General features: G+C 70.8%; 14 protein-coding genes. 8 read left to right on the forward strand and 6 right to left on the reverse strand.

Features of this window, described 5'->3' with window-relative positions; genetic code table 11:
• Positions 1-2: 2 nt before the first annotated feature.
• Positions 3-2,153: an acyl-CoA dehydrogenase gene (locus ACFSJG_RS26305; RefSeq protein ID WP_378488198.1), complete on the reverse strand. Its 2,151-nt coding sequence runs from the start codon at positions 2,151-2,153 to the stop codon at positions 3-5.
• A 144-nt stretch (positions 2,154-2,297) separates the two neighbouring features.
• On the opposite strand from ACFSJG_RS26305, the gene kstR reads away from it, so the two are divergent.
• Positions 2,298-2,954, forward strand: a complete 657-nt coding sequence (gene kstR / locus ACFSJG_RS26310) for a cholesterol catabolism transcriptional regulator KstR (protein WP_378488199.1) — start codon at positions 2,298-2,300, stop codon at positions 2,952-2,954.
• Between the two features lie 14 nt (positions 2,955-2,968).
• Positions 2,969-5,509 carry a trehalose-phosphatase gene (otsB, locus tag ACFSJG_RS26315; RefSeq protein WP_378488200.1) on the forward strand — a complete coding sequence of 847 codons (2,541 nt, stop codon included), beginning with the start codon at positions 2,969-2,971 and terminating at the stop codon, positions 5,507-5,509.
• Positions 5,510-5,579: 70 nt separating this feature from the next.
• On the opposite strand, the gene ACFSJG_RS26320 is transcribed toward otsB, so the two are convergent.
• A complete protein-coding gene (locus ACFSJG_RS26320; protein WP_378488201.1) occupies positions 5,580-6,689 on the reverse strand; it encodes a LacI family DNA-binding transcriptional regulator in 1,110 nt (369 codons plus the stop codon).
• An 85-nt stretch (positions 6,690-6,774) separates the two neighbouring features.
• Here ACFSJG_RS26320 and ACFSJG_RS26325 point away from each other — a divergent pair, with 85 nt between their 5' ends.
• The 5 genes from ACFSJG_RS26325 to ACFSJG_RS26345 are packed head-to-tail and all read left to right on the forward strand — an operon-like array spanning position 6,775 to position 10,941.
• The gene (locus tag ACFSJG_RS26325) at positions 6,775-7,851 is read left to right on the forward strand and encodes a metal ABC transporter solute-binding protein, Zn/Mn family (RefSeq protein WP_378488202.1); all 1,077 of its coding nucleotides are present in this window, start codon (positions 6,775-6,777) and stop codon (positions 7,849-7,851) included.
• Complete coding sequence (locus tag ACFSJG_RS26330; protein WP_378488203.1) at positions 7,848-8,687, forward strand: metal ABC transporter ATP-binding protein; 840 nt, start codon at positions 7,848-7,850, stop codon at positions 8,685-8,687. Before ACFSJG_RS26325 ends, ACFSJG_RS26330 begins: the two co-directional genes overlap by 4 nt.
• 29 nt (positions 8,688-8,716) lie before the next feature.
• Positions 8,717-9,565, forward strand: coding sequence for a metal ABC transporter permease (locus ACFSJG_RS26335; RefSeq protein WP_378488353.1), 849 nt, complete (start codon positions 8,717-8,719; stop codon positions 9,563-9,565).
• Positions 9,566-9,574: 9 nt separating this feature from the next.
• Positions 9,575-10,330, forward strand: a complete 756-nt coding sequence (locus ACFSJG_RS26340; RefSeq protein WP_378488204.1) for a LamB/YcsF family protein — start codon at positions 9,575-9,577, stop codon at positions 10,328-10,330.
• Positions 10,330-10,941 carry a 5-oxoprolinase subunit B family protein gene (locus ACFSJG_RS26345; RefSeq protein ID WP_378488205.1) on the forward strand — a complete coding sequence of 204 codons (612 nt, stop codon included), beginning with the start codon at positions 10,330-10,332 and terminating at the stop codon, positions 10,939-10,941. The genes ACFSJG_RS26340 and ACFSJG_RS26345 overlap by 1 nt, the downstream gene beginning before the upstream one ends.
• A gap of 80 nt (positions 10,942-11,021) precedes the next feature.
• Here the strand turns inward: ACFSJG_RS26345 and ACFSJG_RS26350 are convergent, their stop codons facing one another.
• Positions 11,022-11,711, reverse strand: a complete 690-nt coding sequence (locus ACFSJG_RS26350) for a ZIP family metal transporter (protein ID WP_378488206.1) — start codon at positions 11,709-11,711, stop codon at positions 11,022-11,024.
• A 55-nt stretch (positions 11,712-11,766) separates the two neighbouring features.
• On the opposite strand from ACFSJG_RS26350, the gene ACFSJG_RS26355 reads away from it, so the two are divergent.
• On the forward strand, positions 11,767-12,636 hold the full coding sequence (locus ACFSJG_RS26355) for a 5-oxoprolinase subunit C family protein (RefSeq protein WP_378488207.1): 870 nt from the start codon (positions 11,767-11,769) through the stop codon (positions 12,634-12,636).
• On the opposite strand, the gene rlmB is transcribed toward ACFSJG_RS26355, so the two are convergent.
• Genes rlmB through ispF form a run of 3 tightly spaced genes read right to left on the reverse strand, consistent with a single transcriptional unit; the run spans position 12,624 to position 15,504 of the window.
• Positions 12,624-13,607 carry a 23S rRNA (guanosine(2251)-2'-O)-methyltransferase RlmB gene (gene rlmB / locus ACFSJG_RS26360; RefSeq protein ID WP_378488208.1) on the reverse strand — a complete coding sequence of 328 codons (984 nt, stop codon included), beginning with the start codon at positions 13,605-13,607 and terminating at the stop codon, positions 12,624-12,626. The genes ACFSJG_RS26355 and rlmB overlap by 13 nt on opposite strands.
• A 2-nt stretch (positions 13,608-13,609) precedes the next feature.
• A complete protein-coding gene (gene cysS / locus ACFSJG_RS26365) occupies positions 13,610-15,016 on the reverse strand; it encodes a cysteine--tRNA ligase (protein ID WP_378488209.1) in 1,407 nt (468 codons plus the stop codon).
• 11 nt (positions 15,017-15,027) lie between these two features.
• Positions 15,028-15,504: a 2-C-methyl-D-erythritol 2,4-cyclodiphosphate synthase gene (gene ispF / locus ACFSJG_RS26370; RefSeq protein WP_378488210.1), complete on the reverse strand. Its 477-nt coding sequence runs from the start codon at positions 15,502-15,504 to the stop codon at positions 15,028-15,030.
• Positions 15,505-15,511 lie beyond the last annotated feature (7 nt).

The raw sequence follows: 15,511 nt of genomic DNA on the forward strand, positions 1-15,511 counted from the left end.
ATTCAGCCGCGGGGAAGCCCGAGCAGCTGTTCTGCGGCGACCGTGAGCAGGATCTGCTCGGTGCCCCCGGCGATGGTCAGGCAGCGCGTGTTGAGGAACTGCTTGGACAGCGGACCCTCGACCGCACCCGCGACACCCGCGCACTCGAGCCCGAACTCGGCGACCGCCTGCCGGTGCCGCACACCGACCAGCTTCCGCACGCTCGACTCCGGACCCGGGTCCTGCCCGTCGATCTGACGCAGGGTGGTGCGGTGCTCGAGCAGGGAGCCGACCATCGCGTCCCCGACGAGGAAACCGATCCGGTCCTCGGTGACCGGGTCGGTACCGCCGCGCGCGGACAGTTCCAGGAGGTCCTCCATCGCCTTGCCGAGCGAGGAGCCGCCGCTCATCGCGACGCGCTCGTTGGCGAGGGTGGTGCGGGCCAGCTTCCACCCGCCGTTCACCTGCCCGACGACGTTCTCGTCCGGCACGAAGACACCGTCGAGGAACACCTCGTTGAACAGCTCGTCGCCGGTGATCTCGCGCAGCGGGGAGATCCGGATTCCGGCGCTGCGCATGTCGACGACGAAGTACGTGATTCCCTTGTGCTTGGGCGCGTCCTTGTCCGTACGCGCCAGGCAGATCGCCCAGTCCGCCTCACGGGCGAGCGAGGTCCACACCTTCTGCCCGTTCAGAACCCAACCGCCGTCCACCTTCTCGGCGGTGGTGCGCAGCGCGGCGAGGTCGGAGCCGGCACCGGGCTCGGAGAAGAGCTGGCACCAGATCAGGTCGCCGCGCAGGGTCGGCATCGCGAAACGTTCGATCTGCTCGGCGGTTCCGTGCTGCAGGATGGTCGGCACGGCCCACCAGCCGATCACCAGGTTCGGCGTCTCGAGCCCCGCCCGGGACTGCTCGTCACCGAACAGGATCTGCTCGGCCGCCTTCGCCGACTTCCCGTACGGGGCGGGCCAGTGCGGGGCCAGGTATCCCGACTCGGCGAACGCCACCCGGCGCTCCGCCTCGGGCAGCCCCGCGATCGCTTCGATGTCGGCGCGGACGCTCGCGCGCTGCGACTCCAGGTCACCGAGATCGACGGTCAGGTGCCGCCGCGCGCCGGCGCGCGTCAGTTCGGCGACCCGCGCCCGCCACGCCGCGCCGCCGCCGAGCAGCTGCCGCAGGGACACCATCCGGCGGAGGTAGAAGTGGGCGTCGTGCTCCCAGGTGAAACCGATGCCACCGAGAACCTGGATGCAGTCCTTCGCGGTGTCGACGGCCGCGTCCAGGGCGACCGACGCGGCGACGGCCGCCGCGATCGGCAGCTCCTCGCCCGACTCGGCCGCGACCGCGGCGTCCCACGCCACCGCCCGGATCTGCTCGGCGCGGCACAGCATCTCCGCGCACAGGTGCTTGATCGCCTGGAAGGAGCCGATGGGCTTGCCGAACTGCTCGCGGATCTTCGCGTACTCGACCGCGGTCGTCAGGCACCAGCCCGCGACGCCTGCCGCCTCCGCGGCCACCAGGGTGGCGGCGAGGTCGCGGACCCGGCCGGACGGCACGTCGGTGAGCACCCGGTCACCGGGGACCCGCAGCCCGTCACAGGTGACCGTCGCCAGCGGAACGCTGACGTCGACGTTCTGCACGGCCTCGACCACGAGGCCGTCGGTGCCCGCCTCGACGAGGCACCACACGAGCTCGTCACCGCGGGTCGCGGACAGCAGAATCCCCAGGTCGGGGGCGGCCCCGAGCGCGTGCCCGGCGGTACCGTCGAGCACGAGCGAACCGTCCGCCTCGGCGGTGGCGGTCACGTTCCCACCGAGCGCGACCCCGACGGGAAGCGTGCCCTCGGCGAGCTCCGGCCCCCACTGCTTCGCGGCCGGCTCGCCGCTGCGTCCGACGACCAGCGCGGCGAGCGCGGTCGAGAGCACGGGGCCGGGGACCAGTGCTGCGGCGGTGGCCTCGAGCATCGCGGCGAGGTCGACGACCTCGCCGTCGGCGCCGCCGACCTCCTCCGACTGGGCGACCATGAACACGCCGAGTTCGGCGAGCGCGCCCCAGTGCGTGCGCCACGCGTTGTTCTCGTCCGCGCGCAGCGTCTCGACAGGGCTCGCGGCGCGCGCCCAGGACCGAATCGACTCCTGAACCGCACGCTGCTCGTCTGTGGTGGCAATTGTCACAAGCCTGGTCGCCCTTCTCGGTACTGACAAATCACTCTAGAACGTGTTCTAATCTCTTAATCGGCTCTCAGTCAAGGCCGAGCCGCAAGCGCACATAGTTCCCTTAGACGATTCAGTTCGGAAAACACACAAGGAAGTTCGTTGATGACGTCCTCATCCCGCACCCGTTCGGCCGCCAAGGCCGGAACGAACGGCGCCGTCAGCACGCTGACGGACGACGACCTCAGCTCCAACGCCCAGCGCGAGCGCCGCAAGCGAATCCTCGATGCGACCCTCGCACTCGCGTCGAAGGGCGGGTACGAGGCCGTGCAGATGCGGGCGGTCGCCGAACGCGCCGACGTCGCCGTCGGGACCCTGTACCGCTACTTCCCGTCGAAGGTGCACCTGCTGGTCTCCGCACTGGCACGCGAGTTCGAGAAGATCGACAACCGCAAGCGGATGCCTCCGGGCAACAGCCCGATCGAGCGCATGAACCTGATCCTGGGGCAGATCACCCGTGCGATGCAGCGCGATCCCCTCCTCGCCGAGGCGATGACGCGGGCGTTCATGTTCGCCGACGCGTCCGCCGCCGCCGAGGTCGATCAGGTTGGTCGCCTGATGGACTCGCTGTTCGCCCGGGCCATGAGCGACGGCACACCCACCGAGGAGCAGCTCCAGATCGCACGCGTCGTCTCCGACGTGTGGCTGTCGAACCTGGTCGCGTGGCTGACACGACGGTCGTCCGCGACCGACGTCGCCAAGCGACTCGAACTGACCGTCGAACTGTTGCTCGGTGGCTACAAGGATCAGGGCGGTTTGTAAGTAGACTCTGCGCAGTGAGTGCGCAGGATCTACCAGTCGAGCTCCGTCGACGTCTCGTCGCCATCGCGCGGACGCCGCGCCTACTCGTCGCGTCCGACTACGACGGCACCATGGCGCCGATCGTCTCGGACCCGTCGAAGGCATTCCCCCACGCCGATGCGGTGCGCGCCATGCGCGCCCTCGCGATCCTCCCCGGGACGACGTCCGCCGTCATCTCCGGTCGTGCCCTGCGCGACCTGGCGATGCTGTCCCGGCTGCCGGTCGAGGTTCAGCTCGTCGGCAGCCACGGCTCCGAGTTCGACGTCGGTTTCGTCCACGAGATCAGCGACGACGCCCAGCGGCTGCTTCGCGAGGTGACCACCGAACTGCAGTCGATCGCGCAGGACGGACCCGGCATCGCCGTCGAGACGAAACCCGCCAGCGCTGCCCTGCACGTCCGCAACGCGGATCCCGACGTCGGTGAACGCGCACTCGAGAAGGTGCGCCAGGGCGCCGCCAAATGGAAGGGCGTCCAGGTCACCGAGGGCAAGGCGGTGATCGAGCTCGCCGTCATCGTCACCGACAAGGGTGAGGCCCTCGACATCCTGCGGCACCGCGAGGGCGCCGCCGCGGCGGTCTTCTTCGGTGACGACGTCACGGACGAGAAGGCGTTCGCCCGCCTGCAGGGACCCGACATCGGCGTCAAGGTCGGGTCCGGCGACTCGCTCGCCGAGTTCCGCATCGACAGCACCGAGGACGTCGGCACGGCGCTCGCCTTCCTCCTGGAGGAGCGGCGCACCTGGCTGCACGGGGAGAGCGCACCGCCGATCGAGCGGCTGACGATGCTCGCCAATCCGCGCACCGTCGCGCTGCTGACACCGGACGCGACCGTCACCTGGCTCTGTCACCCCGAACCCGATTCCGCAGCCGTGTTCGCGCACCTGCTCGGCGGCGTCGGTGCCGGGCACTTCAGTATCGGACCGCACCGCACGGGCCTTCCGCTGAGCCAGCGGTACGACGACGGCACCATGACGGTCCACACCAGCTGGGCGAGCCTGCAGGTCACCGACTACCTGCCGCACGACGTCCCCGTCGGACGCACCGAACTGACCCGGGTGATCACCGGCCGGGCGAAGGCTGTGGTGACCTTCGCGCCCCGGCCCGAGTTCGGTCAGGTGCAGGTCCACCTCGAGCAGGAGGAGGACGGCCTGCGGGTGTACGGCACCAACGACCCGGTGGTCCTCCGCTCACCGGGAGTCGTATGGGAGATCACCAGCGACGGCGTCCAGCAGACCGCGCACGCCGTCGTCGATCCGAGCACGGGCCCAGTGGTCCTCGAACTGCGCTGCGGCACAACGGACCTGAGCCCGTCGGTCGTGCCCGAGCCGGAGCGTCGAGCCGAATCGGAGTCGTACTGGCGGGAGTGGGCGGACAGCCTGACGCTGCCCGCCCGCAAGACCGGACTGATGAAGCGTTCCGCGCTGACGCTGCGCGGACTCGTCCACTCGGACACCGGATCGATCCTCGCCGCCGCGACCACGTCCCTGCCCGAGGATCTCGGCGGCGTCCGCAACTGGGACTACCGCTACTGCTGGCTCCGGGACGCGTCGATGACCGCGTCGGCGCTCGTCGCACTCGGCTCGCTCGGGGAGGCCGAGGCGTTCCTGGAGTGGGTGCACCGGGTCCTCGACACGCTGCCCGGGCCGGAGCGTCTGCACCCGCTGTACACGATCCAGGGCACCAACCTGCCTCCCGAGGCCGTGATCGACGAGCTTCCCGGGTACGGCGGCTCACGGCCCGTGCGCGTCGGCAACGCCGCGAATTCCCAAGTCCAGCTGGACGTCTTCGGCCCGATCGTCGAATTGATCGTCCACCTCGCCGAGGCCCGTCGGGACAAGGGCATCGTCGACGCCCTGACCGATCGGGACTGGAACCTGGTGCTGGCGATGGTGTCCGCGGTCGAACGACGGTGGGCCGAGCCCGACAACGGGATCTGGGAGATCCGCGGCAACCCGCGCCACCACGTGTACTCGAAGGTGATGTGCTGGGTGACCGTGGACCGGGCGCTGATCCTGGCCGAGGAGTTCGGCCGGGACGCCGGGGTCGGCTGGGCAGAGTTGCGCACCGAGATCGCCGACGAGGTGCGGGACCGCGGCTGGAGCGACCGCGCGAACTCGTACACCGCCGCCTACGACGGCACCGACCTCGACGCCGCGACCCTGCACATCGGGCTGTCCGGACTGATCGACCCGTCGGATCCCCGCTTCGCGGCGACGGTCACCGCGACCGAGGCCGAATTGCGCAGCGGTGCAACGGTGTACCGCTATCACCACGACGACGGCCTGCCGGGCGGCGAGGGCGGTTTCCACCTGTGCGCGGCGTGGCTGGTGGAGGCGTATCTGCTGATCGGGCAGCGCTCCGACGCCGAGGCGCTGTTCGCGCAGCTGGTCGCCGCAGCCGGACCCACCGGCCTGCTCGCGGAGGAGTACGACCCGGTCGCCGAACGCTCACTGGGCAACCACCCGCAGGCGTACAGCCACATCGGCCTGCTGCGCTGCGCCCACCTGCTCAGCTAGGCCGCTTCGCGGCTCGTGCGCGGTTAACGGGTTCAGAGACCCGTTAACCGCGCACGAGCGCCGGAGGCGCCTATTCGGCCGGGCCGCGGTGCCAGGTGCGGGGCGGGGCGGCGGTGTGACCGCGGATCAGCTCGGTGCCCAGGATCTCGACGCTGGATTCACCCGAGCTCGATCCCTGTTGCAGCAGCGCGCCGGCCCGGCGGCCCTTCTCCTCGGCGGGCTGACGCACGGTCGTCAACCCCGTCGCGAGCGCCTCGGGCACGCCGTCGAAACCGGTCACGGACAGCTCGGAGGGCACGTCGATGCCGCGCCACCGCGCGAATTCCCGTGCGCCGAGCGCCAACACGTCGGTCGTACAGATCAGCGCGGTGATGTCGGGGTTGATCGCCAGTGTCCGCTCCGCCGCCGCGTGGCCCGCGACCACGGTGTGCGCGGAACTCTCGACGACGGTCAGCGTCGCCGGGTCGAGACCGGTGGCCAGCATCGCGTCCTGCACGCCCGCGATGCGCTCGCGCTGCACGTGGAAGTGCGGCGACTGGAGTCGCTCGGCGTCGGCGCGGCCGTCGCGGGCGTCGTGCCCGAGACGCATGCACAGCACGCCCACCCGCGTGTGCCCGAGACCGAGCAGATGGTCCGCGAGTTCCCGCATCGCGCCGCGGTCGTCGATACCGACGAGGGAGGCCCCCTCGATCTCCCGCGGCTGGTCGCACACGACCATCGGCAGCCGCCGTTCGAGGACGGCAGCAAGATAGGGATCGTCGTCGGCGACCGAGTAGACGACGAAGCCGTCCACGCCGGCCTGCTGGACGACGGCGGCCGCCTCGACGTCGTCGCGGCCGGGTCCGGCGGGAATGAGCAGCAGCCCCTGGCCTGCCTCCTCGCAGGATTCGCTGAGGCCGGCGACGAAGCTGGTGGCGGCGGGGTCGCGGAACGAGTAGCTCAGCGCCTCGGTCAGCAGCAGGCCGACGGCACCCGCCTTCCTGGTGCGGAGCGACCGGGCGACCGGGTCGGGTCCCGGATAGCCGCGGCGCTTGGCGGCCTCGAGGACGCGGTTGCGCAGTTCCGCGGACAACTGGTCGGGCCGGTTGTACGCGTTCGAGACGGTGGTGCGGGAGACCTTCAACTCGGCAGCCAGCGACGCCAGTGTCGCCTGACGACGTGGATGACCGGATCGGGGCATATCGGGACGGTACTGGGTGCGCGCGTGATCGACAGCACGACCCCGCCAATGTACAACGGAAACGGTTTCCATTAATATTTAAACCATGCCCCACACACCCCGCAGTCTTCGCCGTGCCCGCACCCGTCTCCACGGGCGGACCGGCCGTGCGACCGCGGTGGCCGTGGGCTTGACCACGGCCGCCGCACTCGTTCTCGCCGGCTGCTCCTCCACCTCCGATGCCGCCGCCGACGGCCGCCTCACCGTCGTCGCCTCGACCAACGTGTGGGGATCCGTGGCCTCCGCCGTCGCAGGCGAGTACGCCGACGTGACGTCGATCATCAGCGAGCCGTCCGCCGATCCGCACTCCTACGAGGCCAGCCCTCGCGACGCGGCCGCCGTGACCGACGCCGACCTCGTCGTCTACAACGGCGGAGGGTACGACGAGTTCGTCGAGGACATCCTCGCGGCCGAGGGCGACAAGCCGACCGTCAACGCGTACGAACTGCTCGGCGCCGAATCCGATCTGCACGCCGGCCACGACCACGGCACCGAGGCGACCGAAGCAGTCGCCGAGGACACCGCGGCCCACGACGAGGCCGAGGGTCACGACTCGCACGCGGGCCACAGTCACGGCGGCGTCAACGAACACGTCTGGTACGACATCGCCACCGTCGACACCGTTGCCCACGCGATCGCCGCCGAGCTCGGCGACCTCGACCCCGCCAACGCCGCCGCCTACACCGCGAACGCCGAGTCGTTCCACGGGAAACTGCACAGCGTCGCGGACATCACCGCCGACGTCGCCGCCCGGCACGCACACACGCCCGTCGCCCAGACCGAACCGACCGCCCACTACCTGCTCGCGGCCGCGGACCTCGACGACCGCACGCCGGAGGACTTCACCCGCGCGATCGAGGAGGGCAACGACCCGCCGCCGGCCGCCATCGCCGCGACCCGAGACCTTCTCAGCGGCAAGCAGGTTGCCGTCCTCGTCTACAACAACCAGACCGAGGACAAGGTCACCCGCGACATGCGGTCCGTCGCCGAGGCCGCAGGCGTCCCAGTCGTCGAAGTCACCGAGACGCTGCCCGAGGGTGTCGACTACGTCCAGTGGCAGCTCTCCATCGCCGAACAGCTCGCGGCAGCGCTCGACGGCGCCGCGGCCGGAACACCCGAATGACCGCGACCCCCACCGTCTCGCTGCAGGGTGCCGAACTGTCGTACGGCACCCGCACGCTGTGGTCGGGGCTCGACCTCGACGTCGCGCCCGGCGAGTTCGTCGCCGTGCTCGGCCCCAACGGTTCCGGCAAGACCTCGCTGCTGAAGATACTGCTCGGCCAGGTCCCGCTGACGTCCGGGAGCGCCCGCATCGTCGGTGAACCGGTCCGCGCGGGCAACCCGCACATCGGCTACATCCCGCAGCAGAAGACGATGGACGAGGGGCTGCCGCTGCGTGGCCGCGACCTCGTCGGGCTGGGCGTGGACGGGCACCGCTGGGGCCTGGGATTCCGCAGCCGCCGCACCCGCAACGCCGTCGTCGACGCCGCGATCGCCGAGGTCGGAGCCCAGGCCTATGCCGACGCACCGATCGGCGCACTGTCCGGTGGCGAGCAGCAGCGCCTGCGCGTCGCACAGGCCCTCGTCGGCGATCCCGCCGTCCTGCTGTGCGACGAGCCGCTGCTGAGCCTCGACCTCGCGAACCAGCAGCGGGTCGCCGGCCTCATCGACGCCCGACGCCGCAGCCACGACACCGCGGTCCTGTTCGTCACCCACGAGATCAACCCGATCCTCCCGCTCGTCGACCGCGTGCTCTACCTCGTCGACGGGCGGTTCCGCATCGGCACCGCCGCCGAGGTGATGACCTCCGAGGTCCTCTCCGAGCTGTACCGCACCGAGGTCGAGGTACTGAAGGTCCGCGACCGGCTCGTCGTCGTCGGGACGGGCGACGCCATCGACGCTCTCGGCGGTGCGGGCGAACTGAGCACGGACTGCGCACACCACGAGGTTCACGAGTGAACGACAAACTCTCGGACGCGCTCGGCGCGATGTTCGACTGGCAGACCACCGTCGATCTGCTGGGGTACGACTTCGTTCAGCAGGCGGTCCTCGCCGCGGCGATCCTCGGCCTCCTCGCGGGTGCCATCGGACCGCTCATCATCAGTAGGCAGATGTCGTTCGCGGTACACGGCACCAGCGAGCTGTCCCTGACCGGCGCCTCCGCCGCCCTGCTCGCGGGCATCAGCGTCGGTGTCGGCGCGATCATCGGATCCGTCGTCGCCGCAGTCCTTTTCGCGCTGCTCGGCAGCAAGGCCCGGGAACGGGACTCCGTGATCGGCGTCATCATGTCCTTCGGGCTCGGCCTGTCGGTCCTGTTCATGTGGCTCTACCCGGGCCGCACCGGCACCAGCTTCTCGCTGCTCGTCGGTCAGATCGTCGGCGTCGGAAACGAGGGACTGCAGCTGCTGCTGGTGTGCGCGGTGGTCGTCCTCGCCGTCCTCGCCGTCGTGTACCGGCCGCTGCTGTTCGCCAGCACCGACCCCGACGTCGCGCGCGCCCGCGGCGTCCCGATCCGGGGGCTGTCGCTGGTGTTCGCGGTGCTCGTCGGCGTCGCCGCCGCCCTCGGTGTGCAGATCGTCGGGGCGCTGTTGGTGCTGTCGCTGCTCATCACGCCCGCCGCCGCGGCGGCGCGGGTCACGTCGAGTCCGCTCAAGACGACGCTGCTGGCGATCCTGTTCGCCGAACTCGCGGCGGTCGGAGGGATCATCCTCTCGCTCGCACCCGGCGTTCCGGTGTCGACGTTCGTCACGACCATCTCGTTCGTGATCTACCTGATCTGCCGCTTCATCGGTTCCCGCCGCCGCGCCAATTCCGGACGGGTCGTCGCCGCGGCCTAGGCTGAGCACGTGGCCATCGACCTGAACAGTGACCTCGGCGAGAGCTTCGGCGCCTGGCGGCTCGGTGACGACGAGGCGATGCTCGCGCTGGTGACGAGTGCCAACGTGGCGTGCGGTTTCCACGCCGGCGACCCGGCCACCCTGCTCGCGACGTGCCGCGGCGCGGCGCAGCGGGCGGTGCGGATCGGCGCCCAGGTCGGATACCGGGACCTCGCCGGATTCGGGCGGCGCTTCGTCGACGTCTCCCCCACCGACCTGACCGCCGACGTGATCTACCAGATCGGTGCCCTCGACGGCCTCGCACAGGCGTCGGGCTCCGCGGTCGCGTACGTCAAACCGCACGGCGCGCTCTACAACGCGATCGTCAACCACCGCGAGCAGGCCCGCGCCGTGGTCGCGGCGATCGTCGCGTACGACCCCACCCTGCCCGTCCTCGGGCTGCCGGGCTCGGTGTTCCTCGCCGAGGCGGAAGCGGCCGGACTGCGCACCGTCACCGAGGCATTCGCCGACCGCGGATACCTGCCGAGCGGTGAACTCGTCCCGCGCACCCGGCCGGGCGCGGTCCTGTCGGACCCGGACGTCGTCGCTGCCCGCGTGCTTCGGATGGTCGAGGACGGCGAGGTCGAGGCCGTCGACGGCAACATCGTCGCCACCCGGCCCGACTCGATCTGTGTGCACGGCGACAGCCCGGACGCCGTCGCGATGGCCGTCGCCATCCGCGACCGTCTCGCCGCAGCAGGCGTCGACCTGGTGCCCTTCGTCTGATGCGCCTCCTCGATGTCGGCGACGGCGCCGTACTCGCCGAATTCGACACACTGGACGCCGTTCTCGGCCTCTTCGGCGCCCTCGACGGGACCCGTCCGCCGGGAGTGGACGACGTCGTCCCGGCCGCCCGCACGATTCTCGTCCGCTTCGATCCACGCGTGACGACGCGCGACGAAGTCCGCTCGTGGCTCCGTGGCACCCGCCCCGCCGCCGTGACCGCCGACGGTCAAGGCGACACCGTGCACATCGACGTCCGCTATGACGGCCCCGATCTCGAGGAGGTCGGGGCCGTCACCGGATTGGGGGTCGACGGGGTGGTCGCCGCGCACACCGGTGCTGTCTGGACGGTGGCGTTCGCCGGATTCGCGCCCGGCTTCGGCTATCTCGTCGGCGGGCCGGAATCACTGCACGTACCGAGGCGGTCGACACCGCGTACCGCCGTGCCGCCGGGATCGGTCGGACTCGCCGGCGAATTCTCGGGCATCTACCCCCGCAGCTCCCCCGGCGGCTGGCAACTGATCGGCAGCACCGACGTGGCGTTGTGGGACACCGACCGCGACCCGCCGGCGCTGCTGCGCCCCGGCGTCACGGTCCGCTTCCGCGCTCTCTGAGGCCCACCGGCGTCCTGCCCCGCCGGTCAGCACACCCTTGAGGGCGTGAACGGACCGTCATGCCCGCCAACCGACAGCGTTCAGCCACCGAGAGCGAAGGCGACGAGGAAGCCGGCGGCCGTCGAGATGCCGACCCACCAGCCGCCCTCGCGGTACGCCTCGGGCATGAGCGAATCGGCGAGGACCGCGATCGTCGCGCCACCGGCGAACGCCTGGATGATCGCGATCTGCTGCGGCTGGATCGAATCGGCGGCGGCATTCGCCGCGACCACCACCAGCACGAGGACGACAGCGGTCGCCACCCAGAGCAGCCGCGCCCGGCGAACATCGAAGCTGGGCTGCTTCCGCATCGACGCCGCTCCGGCCACCGCCTCGGGGACGTTGCCCACCGCGATCGCCACCAGTAGGACCAGTCCCCCTTCCGCACCGAGCGACACACCGAGCGCGGTGTTCTCGGGAATGCCGTCGAGAAGCGCGCCGAGCATCAGCGCCCAGCCCAGCGCGGCGGGCCCGAGCCTGTTCTCGATGAGGTGGTCGGCGACCACGTAGACGAGGGCGCCGAGCATCAGCGCGATCCCGGCGACGACCACACCTTCCGATTCGAACGCCGGCTGGAACAGCTCGGTGGACACCGCGGCGACCATCGCACCCGCACCGAACGCCATCAGCCCCGCCAGTGCGGGTCGTGGCAGGTCGTAGCGCAACCCGACGACGGCACCGACCAGCATCGGCAGAGCCGTCCCGAGACCGTAGAGGAGCGCAGTCGACATGCGGCGATGCTACGACGATGGACCGGCGCCGACCGGGTACGCCACAATGTGATTCGTGAGCTTGATCGAGGTGCAGCGGGTGGGCGCGCTCGTCACGGTGCAGGATCGGGGCCGCCCCGGATACGCGCACCTCGGTGTCGGCCGGTCGGGCGCCGCGGACCGCACCGCCCACGACGCGGCCAACCGCCTGGTGGGCAACGATCCCAGCGCCGCCACCCTGGAGGTCACGCTCGGAGGACTCCGGATCCGCGCCGCCGACACCGCGACTCTCGCCGTCACCGGAGCTCGGGTTCCACTGTCGCTCAAAGGTATTGCGTTTCCCGCCTACAGCACACTGCACCTGAGGGCGGGAGACGTGCTCACGCTCGGCGTGCCCGCGGACGGACTGCGCAGCTACCTCGCGGTCCGCGGAGGAATCGACGTGCCGCCGGTCCTCGGCAGCCGCGCAACCGACACTCTCGCGGGACTCGGACCGGAGCCGGTGCGCGCAGGAGACCGGCTCCCGATCGGGCGGGCCCGGAGCGCATGGCCCGCGACCGAACTCGCCCCGCCACCACCCGAGCACACCGGGCCGGTGGTGCTCCGGATCCGGATCGGACCGCGTCACACCATGTTCGACGCCGACGCGCTGCGCGTGCTCACCGGCGAGCCGTGGACTGTCACACCCGACGCGAACCGGGTGGGTGCGCGTCTCACCGGTCCGCGGCCACTGGTCCGTTCCGACACCCGCGAGCTACCGAGCGAGGGCATGGTGCCGGGATCGCTGCAGGTGCCCAGCTCGGGGTTCCCGGTGCTGTTCCTCGCCGACCACCCGGTGACGGGCGGCTACCCGGTGATCGCCGTCGTCACCGACGTCGACCTACCGGCCGCGGCGCAACTCCGCCCGGGTGACGTGGTCCGGTTCTCGGCAGCTCAGCGCCGCTGACGGGCGATGTCGGAGAGGACGACGCCTGCCGCGACGGACGCGTTGAGCGACTCGACCGGGCCCGCCATCGGAATGCTGAGGATGGTGTCGCAGGTTTCGCGCACGAGCCGCGACAGGCCCTTGCCCTCGGACCCGACCACGACCACGACCGGGCCGGAGCCGTCGTACTCGTCGAGGGTGGTGTCGCCGCCCGCGTCGAGGCCGACGACCTGAACGCCCTTGGCAGCCCAGTCCTTGAGTGTGCGGGTGAGGTTCGTGGCCTGCGCGATCGGCAACCGCGCCGCCGCACCCGCACTGGTCCGCCACGCCACGGCCGTCACCGAGGCACTGCGGCGCTGCGGGATCACCACACCGTGACCGCCGAACGCAGCGACGGAGCGCACCACGGCACCGAGGTTGCGGGGGTCGGTGATGTTGTCGAGCGCCACCAGCAGCGGCGCCTCCTGCCGGGCGCGGGCGTTGGCGAGCAGATCGTCGGGATGCGAGTACCGGAACGGCGGCACCTGCAGCGCAACACCCTGGTGCAGGCCGTTGGCGCTCATCCGATCCAGGTCGGTGCGCGGCACCTCGAGGATCGAGATGCCGTTGTCGGCCGCGATCTGCACGCTCTCGGAGAGCCGGTCGTCGTTCTCGGTGCCGACCGCGACGTACAGCGCGGTCGCGGGCACACCGGCCCGCAGGCACTCGAGGACGGGGTTGCGGCCGAGGACGTTCTCCGGCCCGGCATCGCCCTTGCGTGGGGATCCACCACGCCCACGCGGAGCGCTGCCACCGGTGCGGCCGGAGTTGGCAGCAGCCTTCTCGGCCGCCCGGGCGCGCTTCGCAGCGGGATGCTTGGTCCGCTCGGCGGCGGGCGGGGTCGCGCCGCGGCCCTCGAGGCTGCGACGGCCCTTGCCGCCCGAGCCGGTGACCTGCCCCTTCTTGGTGCCGGTCTTGCGGACCGCGCCGCGCCTGCTCGAATTGCCTGCCATGTCTACCCTGCTTCGTCGTGGTTTTTCTCGAGGGACCACTCGGGTCCGTTCGTGGTGTCCGTGACCGCGATGCCCGCCGCGGCGAGCCGGTCCCGAATGGCGTCGGCGGTCGCCCAATCCTTGTCCGCCTTGGCCTGCTGGCGTGCTTCCAGACTGGACTGCACCAGCACGTCGAGCGCCGCATGCGCGGCGGATGCATCGGACGATTCGCTCGCCCAGTGCGGATCGAGGGGATCGACACCGAGGATGCCCATCATCGCGCGGACCTGCCCGGCGACCGCGACAGCGGTGTCGAGGTCACCCGCCGCCAGCGCGCGATTGCCCTCGCGCTGGCGACCGTGGATCTCGGCGAGCGCCTTCGGAACGCCGAGATCGTCGTTCAACGCCTCCGCGAAGGCGTCGGTCCAGGCACCGACCGGAACATCTCCGGCCCGCTCCGCGGTCTTGAGCACGAAAGCCTCGATACCGCGGTAGGTTTCGGCGGCGACGTCGAGTGCGTGATCGGAGTACTCCAGCATCGACCGATAGTGCGCACCACCCAGATAGAACCGGAGTTCCTGCGGCCGAACACGTTTGAGGACGTTCGGCACCGACAGCACGTTGCCGAGCGACTTCGACATCTTCTCGCCGCCCATGGTCACCCAGCCGTTGTGCAGCCAGTAGCGTGCGAAACCGTCGCCCGCGGCACGCGACTGCGCGAGCTCGTTCTCGTGGTGTGGGAAGACCAGATCGAGTCCACCACAGTGGATGTCGAACTCGCCGCCGAGGTACGCCTCGGCCATCGCGGAGCACTCGAGGTGCCAGCCCGGCCTGCCACGACCCCAAGGCGTCGGCCACGACGGCTCGCCCGGCTTCTCCGCCTTCCACAACGTGAAGTCGCGGGGGTCGCGCTTGCCCTCCGCGACACTCTCCCCCTGGTGCACGTCGTCGAGCTTGTGCCCGGACAGGACGCCGTACTTCTGCCAGCTCTGCACGTCGAAGTAGACGTCTCCGGCGGCGGCGTAGGCGTGCCCGGCGTCGATGAGGCGCTGCATCAGCTCCACCATCTGGGTGACGTGCCCCGTCGCGCGCGGCTCGACCGACGGCGGCAGCACCCCGAGCTGGTCGTAGGCCCACGTGAAGGACCGCTCGAAGGTGGCTGCCCACTCCCACCACGGGCGTCCGGCGTCCGCGGCCTTGTTCAGGATCTTGTCGTCGATGTCGGTGACGTTGCGCACGAACGCCACGTCCAGTCCGTTCGCGGCCAGCCAACGGCGCAGCACGTCGAACGCGACACCACTGCGGACGTGACCGATGTGCGGCTCGCCCTGCACAGTTGCCCCACACAGATAGATCGACGCGTGGCCGGGGACCAGCGGAACGAAATCACGCAGGGCCCGCGTTTCGGTGTCGAAGAGTCGCAGGGTCACGACGTGCGATCTTACCGGTCCGCAGCGGTCGGTAAGACCAGCGCGGTCGCAACCGCGGCGATGCCCTCACCGCGACCGGTGAGCCCGAGGCCGTCGGTCGTCGTCGCGGACACCGACACCGGGGCACCGAGAACGGCGGCGAGCACCTCCTGGGCCTCCGCACGGCGGGGACCGATCTTCGGACGGTTGCCGATCACCTGCACCGCCGCGTTGCCGACCTCGAACCGGTTCTCTGCGAGGAGTCGGCGCACTTCGGTCAGCAAGGTGACGCCGCTCGCCCCCGACCACTCCGGCCGGCCGGTTCCGAACACGGAACCCAGGTCACCCAGGCCTGCCGCGGACAGCAGCGCGTCGCACAACGCGTGCGCGGCCACGTCCCCGTCGGAGTGGCCGGAGCAGCCGTCCTCACCCTCGAAGAGAAGTCCTGCCACCCAGCACGGCCGCCCCTTCTCGATCGGATGAACGTCCGTCCCGATGCCGACTCGCACGGTGGGT

The sequence above is a fragment of the Rhodococcus gannanensis genome, assembly GCF_042681175.1.
Taxonomy (GTDB): Bacteria; Actinomycetota; Actinomycetes; order Mycobacteriales; family Mycobacteriaceae; genus Rhodococcus_G; species Rhodococcus_G gannanensis.

Excerpts from the sequence above, each read along its gene's own strand:
- kstR (WP_378488199.1), top strand. The coding sequence starts at position 2,298 with ATGACGTCCTCATCCCGCACCCGTTCGGCCGCCAAGGCCGGAACGAAC.
- ACFSJG_RS26320 (WP_378488201.1), bottom strand. The coding sequence starts at position 6,689 with ATGCCCCGATCCGGTCATCCACGTCGTCAGGCGACACTGGCGTCGCTG.
- rlmB (WP_378488208.1), bottom strand. The coding sequence starts at position 13,607 with ATGGCAGGCAATTCGAGCAGGCGCGGCGCGGTCCGCAAGACCGGCACC.
- ACFSJG_RS26325 (WP_378488202.1), top strand. The coding sequence starts at position 6,775 with ATGCCCCACACACCCCGCAGTCTTCGCCGTGCCCGCACCCGTCTCCAC.
- ACFSJG_RS26350 (WP_378488206.1), bottom strand. The coding sequence starts at position 11,711 with ATGTCGACTGCGCTCCTCTACGGTCTCGGGACGGCTCTGCCGATGCTG.
- ACFSJG_RS26345 (WP_378488205.1), top strand. The coding sequence starts at position 10,330 with ATGCGCCTCCTCGATGTCGGCGACGGCGCCGTACTCGCCGAATTCGAC.
- ACFSJG_RS26335 (WP_378488353.1), top strand. The coding sequence starts at position 8,717 with ATGTTCGACTGGCAGACCACCGTCGATCTGCTGGGGTACGACTTCGTT.
- ACFSJG_RS26330 (WP_378488203.1), top strand. The coding sequence starts at position 7,848 with ATGACCGCGACCCCCACCGTCTCGCTGCAGGGTGCCGAACTGTCGTAC.